The sequence below is a fragment of the Agrobacterium sp. CG160-95 genome, assembly GCF_053521725.1.
Map to the genome: position 1 here is coordinate 252944 of NZ_JBNWDU010000007.1, position 14583 is coordinate 267526.

Here is a 14583-nt window from a genome sequence, read left to right on the forward strand (position 1 = left end):
TGCCTAGAGCGCTCTCAGCCTGGCCTCGAAATCCGGCTGGCCGAGCAGCATTCGGCAACGCAGGAACCGCCAGCCGGCATATTTCAGGAATTCGACACCCCGCGGCGGCGAACGAAGCTCCAGTACGAGGCTGCGCAACGCCCAGTAGAGGTCGTCTGCCGCCGCATAGACACGGCAGCGGTTGAAGTTTCTTTCGCTGAAACCTCCATCGTGCATTTCCAGCAAGGGCCTCATCTGGCTTTCGAACTGGTAGAGTTCGTTCATCTGAACGCCGAGCTGGTAGTAGGGGTCGATGTCGGCGGCCATGTCGAAGTCCACGAGCTGCATTTTCCCGTCTGGGCCCAGCATGACATTCGAAGCCTGCGGATCACCATGGGCCGGTTTCAGGTCCACGCCGGCCGCTGAAACTGCCTCGCGGATCGGCGTCATCCAGGAGAGCATCCATTCGACATCGCCGGGCAGGCTGGTGGCATCGGCACTCACGATCGCCCACAGCTGATCGATGCCGTCGAAGACTGACCATGTTCGGCCGGTGGAAACACCCCCTGCGATCGTCGTCTGCATCTCGATCAGGCGGGCAACAGTTTTCGGCTGCATCAGATCGTCGATCCTTGCCGCTCGCCAGCCGTCGCCAAGTCGGGCAATCAGCATGCTGGCCGTCCCGGCATCGTAACCAATCGGCTCTGGCGAAAGACCAAGGCTGTGAAAACGGTGTGCCGCAGCATTTGCGGTCTCGGCATCCACGAGATCGGTTACCTCATCGGCACCGAGACGCAGGAAATAACGTGCCTCCCCGTCTGTCGGCGCGACCACGAAACCGCAGGATTCGACGGCATGATAGGACGGCGATGCGACAGCTGCCGTCGCCGGCGCATAGGAAGGGGTGTCGCCAATCACTGCGGAAAAGACTGAAAGCGCCTTCTCCGCGCGGGCTTCCATCGGTGATTGAGGAGAGCCCGATCTCTTCATTCGGCAGCCTCGCTGAGTTCGACAACTTTCAAACCTTCGCAGGCGATCTTGTAAAGCATGTCCGCCACTATCTGCGTGCCAAGAGCCTGGTCTTCAGGCGAGGTATACTCGGTTGGGTGGTGGATGACGCCGTCACGGCTCTGAACCGCCAGCACCACCGCCGGGCAGACATCGGAAACGGCAACGGCATCATGGCCGCCGATCGTATCGAGGTGACGGGCGCTCTGGCCGAGATGCGCCGCAGCACTTTGCGCAAGCGTTACCAGGCCCGGCGCGAACCTTCCCGCCTTGCGGCGGTCAATGGAGCGGACCTCCGAGGTGACGCCGGCTTTCATCGCCGCTTCCTCGATCTTGATCTTCATCTTGCGTTCCGCCTCCGTCAGGACGTCTGGCGATCCCGAGCGCAGCTCGATGAACAGCACGGCTTCGGCCGGCACGACATTGGGTGAATTGGGGAAGACTTCCAGGCGGCCAACCGACGTATGCAGGTCCAGCCCGTGTTCGGTCGATATCTGCTTGAGATCGGCGATCAGATAGGCAGCAGCAAGCAGCGCATCCTTGCGATCGGCCATCGGGGTTGCGCCGGTATGTGCCTGGCGTCCATGGAAGGCGAGGCGATATTTTGTCGCGCCCCAGAACCGCGTGAAGATACCGAACCGCTCCCCGGCGCGGCTGAGCGTCGTGTCACCTTCTATATGCAGCTCGATCAATGCGTCGGGAATTTCCACCTTTTCCTTGCCAGCATAACCGATCTCGTCCAGCGACTGGCGCACCGTAATGCCATCGCCGTCGGCCCGTTCCAGCGCCCATTCCAGGTCAATGGCGCCGGTAAACACGCTGCTGCCGAGCAGGCTCGGCTGGAAACGGGCGCCTTCCTCATTGGTCCAGTTGACGATCTGGAAGTTGCAGGCGGACAACCTGCCTTCCGCCTTGAGACGTTCGCTGACGGACAAAACCGCCTCGCAGGCGGCTACGACTCCAAGCGCTCCGTCGAACCGGCCGCCGTTCGGCTGGCTGTCGATATGGGAGCCGACCATGACGACGGGCGCATTTGCGCCCGCCAAGGTCATCTTGCCGAACTGGTTGCCGATCGAGTCCACGGCCTGCTCGAAGCCGTTTTCGGCAAACCAGTGCCCCAGCCAGTCGCGCGCCATTCCGTCTTCCCTGGAAAGCGTCAGGCGGGTCATCGAGCCATCGGGGCCGCCGCCAAAAGTGGAGAGGGTCTCCATCAGCATCTGGAGCCGCTCGGCATTGATCGGGACAGGGGAGGAGGAGACGTCAGGCATGTATGATTTCCACTTTGGATTGATTGAATTGATCTGAAAATTCCCGCGCGATGACGCCGCTGGTCACCACCGCGTCGATTTCGCTGAGGCCGAATGTGTGGATGGAGCCGAGGCGACCAAACTTGGAACTGTCGGCAACAATGATCGAACGTTTTGCCTGGGCCTTGGCGACGCGGCGCAGGATCGCCTCGTCCTCGCCGAAATCCATGAACCCGCGTTCGGCGTGAATGGCGCTGATGGCGATGATCGCGAGATCGAAGAAATGCTCCTTCAGCGCGGCCACGGTCTCATGGCCGTATGTCGCCTGATAATCTGGGCGCATGCGACCGCCAAGAACGCGCACACTTGCCTGCGGCAGATTGAAGAAGTGGGCTGCGACCGCCAGCGAATTGCTGACAACGGTCAAGTCCCTGCGCGTCTCGATATGTTTCAGGCAGGCAATCGTTGTGGTGCCGGTATCGATGAACACCTTCATGCCGTCCTCGACCAGCGACGCTGCGGCCTCGCCGATCTTGGCTTTCTCGCGTGAGCTGACACGCAGTCGGTCGGTAAACGGCTGATCGCTTTCCTGCTGGTCAAGGACCGCGCCGCCATAGACGCGGCGGGCATAACCGCGCATCTCAAGTTCCTTGAGGTCGCGCCGGATCGACTCCTGGCTGACCTGCAGATAATCGGCAAGCTCCCTCACATTGACGCGCTGGGTTTGCTTCAGCATGTCGAGGATAAGCTTGAGGCGATGTTCGGTGAAACTCATGAATGCACCCTGGATTCTAGTGATCGTTGCGGCCCCGTCTGTGGCGCCGCAACCATGGTCAGGCTAAAGCCATTTGACGGGTTGCGTCATCGAGAGCCAATGGCTGGATGAGATGACAGGCGGCGAAATCCTGGCTGCCACGCGCGGTAAGCGCGGGCTGCAGGCTGCCGCATCTCTCCATCGCACGCGGACAGCGCGACTTGAAGCTGCAACCTGGAGGAATATCGATCGGGCTTGGCGGTTCACCTTCCAGAAGGCAGTTTTCCGCCTTGTAGCGGCGTTCTTCAAGTGTCGGCATCGCGCTGAGCAACGCCATTGTGTACGGATGTCCGGGATCGAAGAACAACCGCTCGTTATCAGCCAGTTCGAAGACCTCGCCGAGATACATTACCGCCACACGGTTGCAGACCTTGCGGACCATCGCAAGGTCGTGGGAGATGAAGATGTAAGTGAGGTCGTATTCCTTCTGCAGCTTCTGGAAAAGATCGAGAAGCTTGAACTGTTCTGTCTGGTCCAGGGCAGAAAGCGTTTCGTCCATGATCAGTATTTCAGGCTCCAAAACCAGCGCACGGGCAACATTGATGCGCTGGCGCTGGCCGGCACTCAGGCCGATCGGCAATTCCTCGTAGAGATCGGCGGAGAGGCCGACTTCGCCCATGACCTTGAGAACCCGCTCACGAATTTTGGCACTGTCCTTCCATCCGTGCGTGCGAAGCGGGCCCTCCAGCATCTTCCCGACCGATGTGCGTGGCGGCAGGGAACCGAACGGATCCTGAAGTACCATTTGCAGCTTCTTGCGGAAGGTCAGAAGGTCTTTGCCACCGAGCATGGCGATATCGTCGGCACCGCACAGAACCTGGCCGGAGCTCGGCAGTTCCAGCCTGCTCAGAAGCCGCATCAGCGTCGACTTGCCACAACCGGATTCACCGACGATCGCGAAACTGTCGCCGCGCCGGACATCGAAGGTGACGTTGCGAACCGCACGCACATGGTTGAAGCCACCGAAGCCGGTCTTCTTCTTTACCCTGTAGACCTGTGAGGCATCGCGCAGGCTCAAGACAACGTCGCGTTTGTCGTTGAGACGCGGCATCTCGGTCTTTTCGATCCAGATCTTCGGCGTCTGTTCTACAAGCTCTTTCGTATAGGCATATGCAGGGGCGGCGATCAGCCTTTCGGTTTCCTGTTCCTCGACGATGCGACCTTTCTCCATCACCAAAATCCTGTTGCAGGCTTCGCGGGCAACGGGAAGCGAGGAGGAGACGAACAGCACAGCGGTATTGAAACCGTCGGTCAGTTCCTTCATCAGACGGATGACCTGGGCTGCGACGGTAACGTCGAGCGGCTGGGTGACATTATCTGCAATCAGCAGCGCCGGGTTCGTCACCAACGCATCAACGATCAGTGCGCGCTGCATCATGCCGCCGGAAAACTGCGAAGGATAGTCGCTGAAACGGCTGCGGGCCGAGGGAATGCGGACGGCCTCCAGAAGCTCGATCGTGCGCTTTTCCGCCTCTTTCCGCGAGGTTCCTGGAACGACCGCACGCAGCTTCTCGACGATCTGGACGCCGACCGGCAGCGTCGGATCGAGTGCACCCATCGGATTGGCGCCGACATAGGCGACCCGGCGGCGCAGGGTACGCATCTCGTTCTCGGAGATGCCGTAAATATCCTTGCCTTCGAAGAGGACGCTGCCGGAACGCACGGAAAGCGGCGGTTCCAGCCAGTTGACGACTGCCTTGGAAAGCACCGTCTTGCCGGCTCCGCTGGCCCCGACCACACCGACGATCTCTCGCGGCGCGAGGCTGAAGGAGATATTGTCCAGAATAATCTTCGCCTTGTCCGAGCGACCGGCATTAACGGTGAGGTTTTTCAGCTCAAGAAGCGGCTTGATCATCACTCGGACCCTCCATGAATGGTGTTGCGGGCCCGTTCCAGCGAAGCGCCTATGAGATTGATGCTGGTTAAAGTGAGGCCGAGGAAAATGCCGGGCATGGTAGCGATCCACCAGGCGTTCAGAAGATACTTTCGGCCATCGGCAATGATATTGCCGAAGGTCGGGGTCGGCGGCTGGACACCCAGGCCGAGGAAGCCGAGTGTCGATTCAAAGATCATCATGCGCGCCACATCAAGCACCGAGGTGAAGATCACCGGCGGCAGGAGCAGCGGCAGAAGCAGGCTGACGATAATGCGGAAATCGGTCGAGCCCCCAAGTTTGGCAGCGCGCACATATTCCCGCTGCCTTTCCGTCATCACAATGCTGCGCATGATGCGCGCATAGACCGGCCAGCTTGAGAGACCAAGCACCAGGACGATGGCCGGAATTGTCGGGCGCGACACGCCAAGAACGGCGATCGCCAGAATGATCATCGGGATAGACAGCTGCGCATCGGTCAGACGCATGATCAGCATGTCGATACGACCGCCGAAGTAACCGGCGATCGTGCCGAGGGCACAGCCGATGATGAGTGTCACTGCAACCGATGCAATCCCGATCAGGAAGGAGTAACGCAGGCCGACAAGCGACCTCACCAGCATGTCGCGGCCAATCTGATCGGTGCCAAGCGGGTGGCCCCAGCTCCAGTTGTCGCCGAAGAAAAGTGGCGGCAGAAGGCGGGCCTTCACATCCATCTTGGTCGGGTCGACGCCACTGATTTCCGGATAAAGTGCGGCGGCAATCGCAAGCAGCAGGAAGATCGCAAGGCCAATGCGAAAACCGGGCGTCGATGCGGCGCGATCGAATATGCGGCGCGCAATCGAGCGGCTTGCCATTTTCGAAATGATCGGGGTGTCGAGTGCGGATGTGATGGACATCAGTATTCAAGCCTCGGATCGATGGTTGTTGCGACGAGATCGACGACAATGTTGATCAGTACAAAAATGGCGCTCGTGACGATCGCGATACCCTGGATCAACGGAAAGTCGCGCTGCAGCACGGCATTGATGGTCAGAAGGCCGAGTCCGGGATAATCGAAGATATATTCGACGATGATGACCCCGCCGAGCAGGCTGGAGAATTGCACACCGAGCAGGTTGAGAAGCGGCACCGAGGCGTTGCGCAGGGCATGGTTGGAGATGATCCGCGAACGGCTCAGGCCACGTACGCGTCCGACTGCCACATAGGGCTCCATCATCTGGCTGGATACGGAACTGACCAGCGTGCGGATCAGCACCGGAGACAATTCGACCGCCAGCACGATTGCCGGCAGGATTGTGTAGGCAAAGCCCTGATAGCCAATGGCAGGAAGCCATCCGAGCTTCACCGAGAAAAGCAATGCCAGAACGATGCCAAGCCAGAAATTTGGCAGCGAGATGAATATCGATGAGATGTAGAAGGCAAGCTTGTCTGGCCATCTGCCGATCGCAAGCCCGCCGGCAATGCCGATGATTGCCGAGAAGATCAGTGCAATCACCAGCGTCACGGCCGCCAGTTGAAGCGTCATTGGAAGTGCATCGAAAATCAGGTCGAAGACCTTTGCTCGTTCGCCTCGAGTTGAGTCGTTGAATGTCGCGCCACCGGTCGAGGCGCCGTTTGCCGGGCGCACGAAGGACTGGCCAAGATCGCCACGAACCACACCGCCCATGTAGCGACCGAATTGCACCAGTATGGGATCGCGAAGGCCCATGTCGGTTGCGATCTTTTCGATCAGTGCTTCGGGCGCCATGCCGCCCGCCATAAGGCGTACCGGGTCACCCGGCACCACCCGCAAGAGGGTAAAGATCAGCAAGGACACAAGGAATATGATGATGGCGCCCTGCATGAGGCGTCGCATCAGGAAGTTCACGGCAAACATTCAGTCACTCCGCTCGAGAAGTCACGGGCAAGTCCACACGCCGCCTGATCGCGGCGTGTGGCTGATCACGGTCAGGCAGCAGGTTTGGCGGCATCGATCGACCCGTCGGGATAGATGTACATGCCCTCAAAGTCCTTCTGCATTGCGTGGATCATCACGGATGTGAACAGCGAGAGTGCCGGCATCTTGGCGGTGATGAGAGGCATGGTCTCTTCCTGAAGGATCTTCTTGCGCTCTTCCAGCGTTGGTGCCGAACGTTCCTTGTCGAGGCTGGCATCGATCTCCTTGTCCTCGATGCCGCAGATGCGGTGCGAAGTGGAATGGAAATGGGTGCGCAGGACCAGATCCGGTTCCGGAGACGCTGTCGACCAGCCGCAATCGACCATATGGCCCGGGCCGCCACCGGGGCGATGATACAGTTGCTCGTTCCAGGCCGCAGGTTCAAGCACGGTCAGGCTGACGTTAAATCCCTGCTCCTGCAGCATGGCGGTCAGCATCTCGCCATATTCCTTGGTCTTCGGATAGAAGCCGACGGACGTGATGTATTCAAGTGGCGGCAGGCCCTTGCCGTTTGGGAAACCGGCTTCGGCGAGCAGAGCCTGGGCCTTCTCGGGGTCGAATTTCGGGTAGTTCGCCAGATCGACATAGCCGAATTTGACCGGCGAGACGAAGTTCGACGAGGCATGGCCGGCCGAGCCCATCAGTTCCATGATCATGTCGCGATCGATCGAATGGCAGGCGGCAAGACGGATACGCGGATCGTCGAAAGGCGGTTTCGAGCAGCGGAACCAAAGATACTTGTTCTCGACGGAAACGACCTTGTTGATGAAAATCGCCGGATTGTCCTTGATCGTGTCAACCTGTTCAGGCTCCAGACGTTCAACGATCGAAGCCTGGCCGTTCATCAGCGACAACATACGGGTGGTGGAGTCGCCGGTGAAGGTGAAGTTGATGCCGGGGATGGCCGGCTTGCCCTTGAAGTAGCCGTCATAGGCCTGCATCACGGTGTCGTTGCCGCGCTGTTCGACGAATTTGAAAGGACCGGTGCCGTTGAGCCGCTGGGAGAGCGGGCCGCCGGGGCCGCCGGCGACGTCCTTGGCCGACATGATCGGCAGGAACGACGCAAGAAAGACGAAGAGATGGGCCGGATAGCCGCCCTTGGATGTGTCCACGATGACGGTGTAATCGTCCGGTGTTTCGATCGTCAGCGTCTCGGTCGGGCCGGGATACCACTGCGCCGGACGATCTGCCCTGGAGCCGTATTCGAAGGTTGCCTTGACGTCTTCCGCCTTGAACGGCTTGCCATCATGGAAGACGATGCCTTCGCGCAGCTTGATCTGTAGCCGGTGCGGGTCAAGCAGCTTGATGTCGGTGGCCAGTTCGTAGACGACCGCGCCGGGATCGTCGAGTTTCATCGGCGTGCGGGTAAGAAAGCCCATGACGAAACCTTCGATATTCTTCTGAGAAAGTGTCGTATGAGCGGTCGGGTCCCAGTTGCCGGTGATGTTTTCGGCCGACAGGAACGTCATGGTCTTGCCGGCCTGTGCGAAGGCCGGCGAGATGAAGAAGTCAGGATTGATCTGCATGTAGCCAGCGACGACGGCTGCGCCCGCGGATCCTTGCAGGAAGCGACGACGACTGAATTCTGAACCCATCGAGTTCCCCTTTTCTATTTTGAATAAACCGTCAAATCAGTCAAAACGGTCAAATCAGTCACAAGCAAACAGCGTGCCAATCTCGATTTCCTGCGAGAATCGCGCTTTCGGTTTGATGCAATTTGTGGGATCTGACCATTTATTGGTCGAATGAGAAAGATTTAAGCGACCAGCCGGATCGCTAAAATTACGGGGTCATTTCTGCCGTTGAATCGGGGGATGCTGATCCGTTGTCAAATTGTGTCCGAAACGGACAGCGACGATGATTGCAAGCGCCGCCGGATTGAAACTCTCACGAGAGTTCAACTGAATATTTCGTTTGCTCTTTTGATGGCGTGAATACATCAACAGCGGGCAGTACATCCGCCGATCCATTTCGTGCATGCCCGCCCGCATTTTTGCTGCGGTCTCATCTCTCTGCCGCCTCAGTTGATCACTTCATCCTTCATAGTGATTAATGCTCTACGATGGGTGATCGCGGTTATAGTGACGTCGCCGGCAGGGGCTGTCGATTCCGTCGTTTCACGCTGGCCTGGCCTCAGTAAGGAAAATAAGAGCAGGACCAGAAGAAGGTTCTTGCCATGGCAATTGGCTGTCTTTCACCGCCCGAGAGGTTTAGGCCATGCTTGCCGACCTCACTGGTAAGGCCGCTCGGTATGGCAACGGTTCGGTCATAAATAGCAGCCTGCATATTGCGTGTTTACGGCTGATATCAGCCGCTATCCTGCTCTTTCAATATCCCGATGAACTGCTCGTCCGAGAATGCCTGGCGTTGCCCGTCTCTTCAGGGTAACCGACCCTACCAGGATCGAAGGTCGTTTTGCGGCTCAGATCACCGGCCACCTGCCGGAAGCCAGTTAGATTGCAGGCGTCCAGTTGCCCTGCGCGACGTGATTGAAGGTCCCACCTAAGTGGGTCTAAATCAACCTCAGTCCCGTGCCGGGATCAAACACGTGTAGGTCGGACGATGCCACTTCAACACCAAGCACCTCGCCGATGGCGGGTCTTATGTCCGCAGGAACAGAAATATTGATCTCGTGGCGGTCGTTTTTCAGGCAGATCAGACGTGTCTCACCGTGGAACTCGTTCCGCTCGACGGTGCCGCGAAAGGCTTGAGCATCGTGGTTTATACGAAATGATCCGGGCCGAATTCCAACGGTAACCTCACCCGAGCGTAGGCCTGCCGGAGCTGTAAACCTGACAAGATTGTCGCCGAGCCACTCCTGTGTCATCTGCAACTGAAGGAAGTTCATGTTCGGTGTGCCTATGAAGCCGGCAGCAAACACTGTCCGAGGCGCCTGATAAATTTCTTCGGGCGTGCCCATCTGCTCAATACGGCCGTCCTTCATCAGGACAATACGGTCGGCAAGCGTCATGGCTTCGAGTTGGTCGTGAGTGACATATATGCTTGTCGTTTTCAGGTCGCGGTGGAGGCGCGCGATCTCGACCCGCAGGCTGCCGCGCAGCTTGGCATCAAGGTTTGAAAGCGGTTCGTCAAACAGGAAGACCTCCGGGGTCTTGATCATGGCGCGGGCGATGGCCACACGCTGCTGCTGTCCGCCGGACAGTTCCGTCGGCTTGCGCGCAAGATAGACGCCAAGACCGAGCGCGTCGACCACAGGCGCCAGGCGCTGATCGATCGCGGCTTTTCCTATTCCGGCCCTTTCGAGACCGAACGTGATATTGTCCCGCACACTCATATGGGGGTAAAGCGCGTAGTTCTGGAACACCATCGCGATGCCCCGGTCACCCGGATCGCGATCGTTCATCCGCTCGCCACCGATGAGCAGATCCCCGCCTGAAATCTCTTCAAGCCCGGCAATCATCCGCAGCATGGTGGATTTTCCGCAGCCTGACGGGCCGAGAAAGACGACGAATTCGTGGTTGTCGATCTTCAGGTCAAAATCCCGCATGACCTCAAGCGAACCATAGACTTTCCTGATCCCCCGGCACTCAACAGTGGCCATCACTTCGTCTCCCCGTCCACGACGATCTGCAGCTTTACGTCCTCTGGCCGGCCTTCGGCCGCCCTTTCGAAGGCCTTGATCGATTGATCAAAGGCATAGGTGCCGGAAACCAATGGCTTCAGGTCGACCTTGCCTGCGGCGATCAGCGCCAGTGCACGGTCAAACACGTTGGCGTAGCGGAAAACCGTTTCAATACGGCATTCGCGGAAGCAGGCCGCCGCAAGGTCTACCGCGACGGGTTCGGGCGGCAGACCGACGATAACGACTGTTCCGCCCGGGCGCACGACCTTGAAGAGATCACGGACCGCGGCCGGTGCGCCGGAGCATTCAAAGACGATATCGGCTCCCCAGCCTTCTGTCGCCTCGTTGACGGTCTCAATGACATCGACCTCCTTGAGGTTGATACCAGTGATGCCGCCATAACTTTCGGCCAGTTTAAGTTTTGTTGCGGAAATGTCCGAGATCAGCACTCGCGAGCAGCCGCCGGCAAGGGCAGCCAGTGCCACCATGATGCCGATGGTTCCGCAGCCTGTAACAACCGCCGTATCGCCGGGCGTGATCTTCGCCCGGGCGGCCGCCTGCATGCCCACGGCAAATGGTTCAACCATCGCGCCTTCGGCGAAGGAGACATTGTCAGGCAGCTTGTATGTGAAGCTTGCCGGATGGACTGTCTCCGGGCACAAGACGCCGTGCACCGGCGGCGTTGCCCAGAATGTCACGGCAGGATCAACATTGTAGAGGCCGAGCCGCGACGCACGCGATTTCGGATCGGGGATGCCCGGTTCCATGCAGACGCGGTCGCCGGGCTTCAGATGGGTGACGTTGGCGCCGGTCTCGGTGACGGTTCCTGCTGCCTCGTGGCCGAGAACCATGGGCGCGTTCACGACGAAGTCACCGATGCGACCATGGGTGTAATAGTGTACGTCGCTGCCGCAGACGCCAACAGTATGGATACGAATGCGAACGTCATCCGGCCCCAACTCTTGAGGAATTTCGATATCGCGCAGGGAAAGTTCGCCGACATGTTCGAGGACAAGTGCTTTCATGGGTCAGTCAACCTTGGTCAGTTTTCTTGGAAAATGCGGCGTTGAGGCCACCGGCAAGCACTCCGAGCAGGATCAGCGGTGGCAGCGACAACAGGACGACGGCGGCGTTCAGAATTCCCCAGGGCACATTCATGCCGAGCTGCGACATCTCGGACGCGATGATCGGCAGGGTCTTTGCCTTCGAGGTCGTGAGCATCATGGCAAGCAGGAACTCGTTCCAGACAAGGACGAAGGAGAAGGCAATGGCGCCGAAGACCTGGAAACGGGCAATCGGCAGGGCGATGCGGAAGAAGGTCGCATAAGGGCCAAGCCCATCCACCCGGGCAGCTTCTTCAACGTGAAGGCTGACACGCTCGAAAGCCGGCACGGAAAGCCAGATGGTGATCGAGGCTGTCACAATGAGATAGGTCACGATCAGCGATAGCCGGGTGTCATAGAGATCAAGACCGAGCCAGATGACCAGCATGGGAATAGCGATCGCGACGGGCGGCAGAAAGCGCAGCGACAGAACGAAGAACTGCGCCTCCGCCGTGATCCGGTTCTTGAACCGGGCAATCACATAGGCCGCCGGTACACCGAGCACGGCGCCAAGCACGACCGCACTCGAGCAGATGATCAACGAATTGGTAAGTGCGCGCGCCACCGAGCGGCGATTGAGCACATAACTCATATTGTCGAAGACAGGCTGGAAGATAAGCTTTGGCGTTGACACCAGCAGATCGGCATTGGTCTTGAAGGCGTTTAGCAGGGTCCATAGGAGTGGCAGCACGACAAGTGCAGCGGCAAGAACCAACAAAAGCCTGAGCAGAAAGGTGGATATCTTCATCGGTTCAGCCTCTTCCAGGTAAAGGTAAAGGTGACGATGGTCAGGACCATCATGATGACGGCCATGGAGGACGCATAGGAGATCTTGCCAGCTTCTATGAAGCCTTGGGAATAGGCATACATGTCAAGCGTCTCGGTTGAGATGCCGGGACCGCCGCGCGTCATGACGTAAACGAGGTCGAAGGAGCGAAGACTCTCGATCGCCTTGACCAGCAGCAGACTGATCAAGGGTGCTTTCAGCATCGGCAAGGTCACGAAACGATGGATTTCGAAGCGGGTCGCCCGATCTATGCGTGCGGCTTCCAGCGGCTGCGGCGGCAGGGATTCGAGAAGCTTCAAGATGATCACTGAAAAGAACAAGCCCCATTGCCAGACGTCGACGAAAGCAACAGCAAGGAGGGCGCCGAGCGGCGTCGACAGAATGTCGGGCGTGATGCCGGTGAGCTCCCTGACCGGCCAGGTCAGCGCGCCGTAGAGCGGATGAAAGGCGAACTTCCACACAAAAGCGGCGCACACGCGTGGCAGGAGAACGGGAATGATGAAGAGCACGCAGAGGACGTTGCGCATACGGGGGCTCGCTGCCTCGAACATGGCAATCCCGAGCGCAACCCCCGTCACCATGGTCAACGAGACGCTGATAACCTCCCACTTGAAAGATACCCAGAGCGCGTTCAGGAAACGGGCATCCGAAAACAGCGCCAGATAATTGGCTAACCAGACATAGTCTGCATCGGGTGCCGAAAGGGTCCGGTTCTGCAGGGATATATTGATAGCGTAGATCGTCGGCACGAGCGCCAGAATGATCAGGATACCCAAACTGGGCCCAAGAAAGACGTAAGGCAGCGAGCGGCCTCGGCGCATGGCAGATCCTCGGATTGGGAAAAGGGGGCGCGTCATCAGACGCGCCCGTCAGACGGCTTGGGAGGCGTCAGAGTTTGGCTGCGAAGGCTTCTAGGTCGTTCAGCGTCGCCTTGATGTCAGTGCGGCTACCGGTGATCAGCTCTTCCAGCATGATGCCCCACTGGTTGCCCAATTCCTGCCAGCGCGGATCCTGCCAGAAGGTGACGGTGGTCTTTTGACCGGTCGCCGCCATGGCGTCGGCAAGGTTCTGGCCAAAGGTCTTGGCGTATTCCGGGCTCTGATAGGTGCTTGTGCGTGTCAACTCGCCCGGCTGGCCGGCGGCGAGGCGGCGGGCTTCCTGTTCCTTGGATGTTGCCCAGGCAACAAAGAGACCGGCACAGGCCTTTTCCTCATCTGTCTTGTTGGCCTTGGACGCGATTGCAAAACCATGGGCGTAGCCAGCCCCAGGCAGCGGCGACGGCGGAACGGAGAACGCAACCTTGTCTGCAACCTGGCTCTGTGCCTTGTCGACGGACATGCCGCCAAGGGGTGCGGATTCGATGATGATCGCCACCTTGCCGGAGCGGAAGGCGCCGGTGGACCCGTCCCAAGAGCCGGTCTGAGTGCCCGGCGCCGAATATTTGAAGAGCTCGAGATAGGTCTCTGTCGCCTTTACCGCGGCATCCGAATTGAAGGCCGGCTTGCCGTCCTTGAACCACTCGCCGCCGTTTGCTTTGAAGAACGGCATCCAGCGCCAGACGTTGGCGCCTGAACCGCGCTGTCCGCGAAGCGCAGTGCCGTAGACGCCGTTGGCCGGATCATGCAGCTTCTGCACGGCTGCGAAATATTCGTCCCAGGTCTTCGGCGGCGCGATGCCTGCCTTTTCCAGGAGGTCGGTACGGTAGACCATCAGGTCGCCGCCACCCTGCACCGGTGCAAACCACTCTTTGCCGTCATAGGTCGCAGCTGCGCGCATACCGGCGTCAAAGTCTTTGTAGTCGTATTCGGATGGATAAAAGCCATCAAGCGGGACGATCCAGCCAGACGAGGCAAAAAGCGCCAGATTGGCTTCATCAACATAATACACGTTGAAGCTTCCGACCGTCGAGGCGTCGGCCTGCGACTTCGCGCGGCGATCGTTCTCGTTGAGATAACTGATCTCGAAGCCTGCGCCGGAGAGCTCTTCGAACTCATCGACATATTTTTCGAGAAGGGTCAGTCCGTCGCGCGGCTGCGCCAGGACACGCACGTCGCTGGTGCATTGTGCGGCGGCAAAAGCGCTGGATGCGGCAAATATGGCGATAACCGCGCAACCGGCGCGGAGAGCGTTGAGTGTCATGATGTCCTCCCTGAATGGCAACTCCCTTGCCATCGACCAGCCCACATTTACGCAAGCGACGGGCGCGTACTAGTTTGCCTCCGTCACAGAACTAGTATTATATTGACATTT

12 protein-coding genes are annotated in these 14583 nt (G+C 58.9%); all 12 read right to left on the reverse strand.

Translation table 11 applies throughout. The features are described from left to right. Positions 1-3: 3 nt before the first annotated feature. The 12 genes from ACQZ63_RS22620 to ACQZ63_RS22675 all read right to left on the reverse strand — a co-directional run bounded on the left by ACQZ63_RS22620 (position 4) and on the right by ACQZ63_RS22675 (position 14472). On the reverse strand, positions 4-969 hold the full coding sequence (locus tag ACQZ63_RS22620; RefSeq protein WP_236761972.1) for a phosphotransferase: 966 nt from the start codon (positions 967-969) through the stop codon (positions 4-6). Further along, positions 966-2255 (reverse strand): Zn-dependent hydrolase, encoded by a 1290-nt coding sequence (locus tag ACQZ63_RS22625; RefSeq protein WP_003516956.1) that lies wholly within the window; start codon positions 2253-2255, stop codon positions 966-968. The genes ACQZ63_RS22620 and ACQZ63_RS22625 overlap by 4 nt, the downstream gene beginning before the upstream one ends. Then, positions 2248-3009: a DeoR/GlpR family DNA-binding transcription regulator gene (locus tag ACQZ63_RS22630; RefSeq protein ID WP_003516955.1), complete on the reverse strand. Its 762-nt coding sequence runs from the start codon at positions 3007-3009 to the stop codon at positions 2248-2250. Before ACQZ63_RS22630 ends, ACQZ63_RS22625 begins: the two co-directional genes overlap by 8 nt. A gap of 58 nt (positions 3010-3067) precedes the next feature. Continuing rightward, positions 3068-4903 carry a dipeptide ABC transporter ATP-binding protein gene (locus ACQZ63_RS22635; protein WP_173998659.1) on the reverse strand — a complete coding sequence of 612 codons (1836 nt, stop codon included), beginning with the start codon at positions 4901-4903 and terminating at the stop codon, positions 3068-3070. Further along, complete coding sequence (locus ACQZ63_RS22640) at positions 4903-5820, reverse strand: ABC transporter permease (RefSeq protein WP_003516951.1); 918 nt, start codon at positions 5818-5820, stop codon at positions 4903-4905. Before ACQZ63_RS22640 ends, ACQZ63_RS22635 begins: the two co-directional genes overlap by 1 nt. Next, positions 5820-6800 carry an ABC transporter permease gene (locus ACQZ63_RS22645; protein WP_013637573.1) on the reverse strand — a complete coding sequence of 327 codons (981 nt, stop codon included), beginning with the start codon at positions 6798-6800 and terminating at the stop codon, positions 5820-5822. Before ACQZ63_RS22645 ends, ACQZ63_RS22640 begins: the two co-directional genes overlap by 1 nt. Before the next feature lie 71 nt (positions 6801-6871). Further along, complete coding sequence (locus tag ACQZ63_RS22650) at positions 6872-8455, reverse strand: ABC transporter substrate-binding protein (protein ID WP_173998657.1); 1584 nt, start codon at positions 8453-8455, stop codon at positions 6872-6874. Between the two features lie 917 nt (positions 8456-9372). Further along, a complete protein-coding gene (locus ACQZ63_RS22655; protein ID WP_111802244.1) occupies positions 9373-10422 on the reverse strand; it encodes an ABC transporter ATP-binding protein in 1050 nt (349 codons plus the stop codon). Further along, a complete protein-coding gene (locus ACQZ63_RS22660) occupies positions 10422-11468 on the reverse strand; it encodes an NAD(P)-dependent alcohol dehydrogenase (RefSeq protein ID WP_035200777.1) in 1047 nt (348 codons plus the stop codon). Before ACQZ63_RS22660 ends, ACQZ63_RS22655 begins: the two co-directional genes overlap by 1 nt. Before the next feature lie 7 nt (positions 11469-11475). Continuing rightward, complete coding sequence (locus ACQZ63_RS22665; RefSeq protein WP_003516943.1) at positions 11476-12294, reverse strand: carbohydrate ABC transporter permease; 819 nt, start codon at positions 12292-12294, stop codon at positions 11476-11478. Then, positions 12291-13154 carry a carbohydrate ABC transporter permease gene (locus tag ACQZ63_RS22670; protein ID WP_003516941.1) on the reverse strand — a complete coding sequence of 288 codons (864 nt, stop codon included), beginning with the start codon at positions 13152-13154 and terminating at the stop codon, positions 12291-12293. The genes ACQZ63_RS22665 and ACQZ63_RS22670 overlap by 4 nt, the downstream gene beginning before the upstream one ends. A 67-nt stretch (positions 13155-13221) precedes the next feature. Beyond that, positions 13222-14472, reverse strand: coding sequence for an ABC transporter substrate-binding protein (locus ACQZ63_RS22675; RefSeq protein ID WP_448799402.1), 1251 nt, complete (start codon positions 14470-14472; stop codon positions 13222-13224). Between the last annotated feature and the right edge of the window lie 111 nt (positions 14473-14583).

Excerpts from the sequence above, each read along its gene's own strand:
- ACQZ63_RS22620 (WP_236761972.1), bottom strand. The coding sequence starts at position 969 with ATGAAGAGATCGGGCTCTCCTCAATCACCGATGGAAGCCCGCGCGGAG.
- ACQZ63_RS22625 (WP_003516956.1), bottom strand. The coding sequence starts at position 2,255 with ATGCCTGACGTCTCCTCCTCCCCTGTCCCGATCAATGCCGAGCGGCTC.
- ACQZ63_RS22630 (WP_003516955.1), bottom strand. The coding sequence starts at position 3,009 with ATGAGTTTCACCGAACATCGCCTCAAGCTTATCCTCGACATGCTGAAG.
- ACQZ63_RS22635 (WP_173998659.1), bottom strand. The coding sequence starts at position 4,903 with ATGATCAAGCCGCTTCTTGAGCTGAAAAACCTCACCGTTAATGCCGGT.
- ACQZ63_RS22640 (WP_003516951.1), bottom strand. The coding sequence starts at position 5,820 with ATGTCCATCACATCCGCACTCGACACCCCGATCATTTCGAAAATGGCA.
- ACQZ63_RS22645 (WP_013637573.1), bottom strand. The coding sequence starts at position 6,800 with ATGTTTGCCGTGAACTTCCTGATGCGACGCCTCATGCAGGGCGCCATC.
- ACQZ63_RS22650 (WP_173998657.1), bottom strand. The coding sequence starts at position 8,455 with ATGGGTTCAGAATTCAGTCGTCGTCGCTTCCTGCAAGGATCCGCGGGC.
- ACQZ63_RS22655 (WP_111802244.1), bottom strand. The coding sequence starts at position 10,422 with ATGGCCACTGTTGAGTGCCGGGGGATCAGGAAAGTCTATGGTTCGCTT.
- ACQZ63_RS22660 (WP_035200777.1), bottom strand. The coding sequence starts at position 11,468 with ATGAAAGCACTTGTCCTCGAACATGTCGGCGAACTTTCCCTGCGCGAT.
- ACQZ63_RS22665 (WP_003516943.1), bottom strand. The coding sequence starts at position 12,294 with ATGAAGATATCCACCTTTCTGCTCAGGCTTTTGTTGGTTCTTGCCGCT.
- ACQZ63_RS22670 (WP_003516941.1), bottom strand. The coding sequence starts at position 13,154 with ATGCGCCGAGGCCGCTCGCTGCCTTACGTCTTTCTTGGGCCCAGTTTG.
- ACQZ63_RS22675 (WP_448799402.1), bottom strand. The coding sequence starts at position 14,472 with ATGACACTCAACGCTCTCCGCGCCGGTTGCGCGGTTATCGCCATATTT.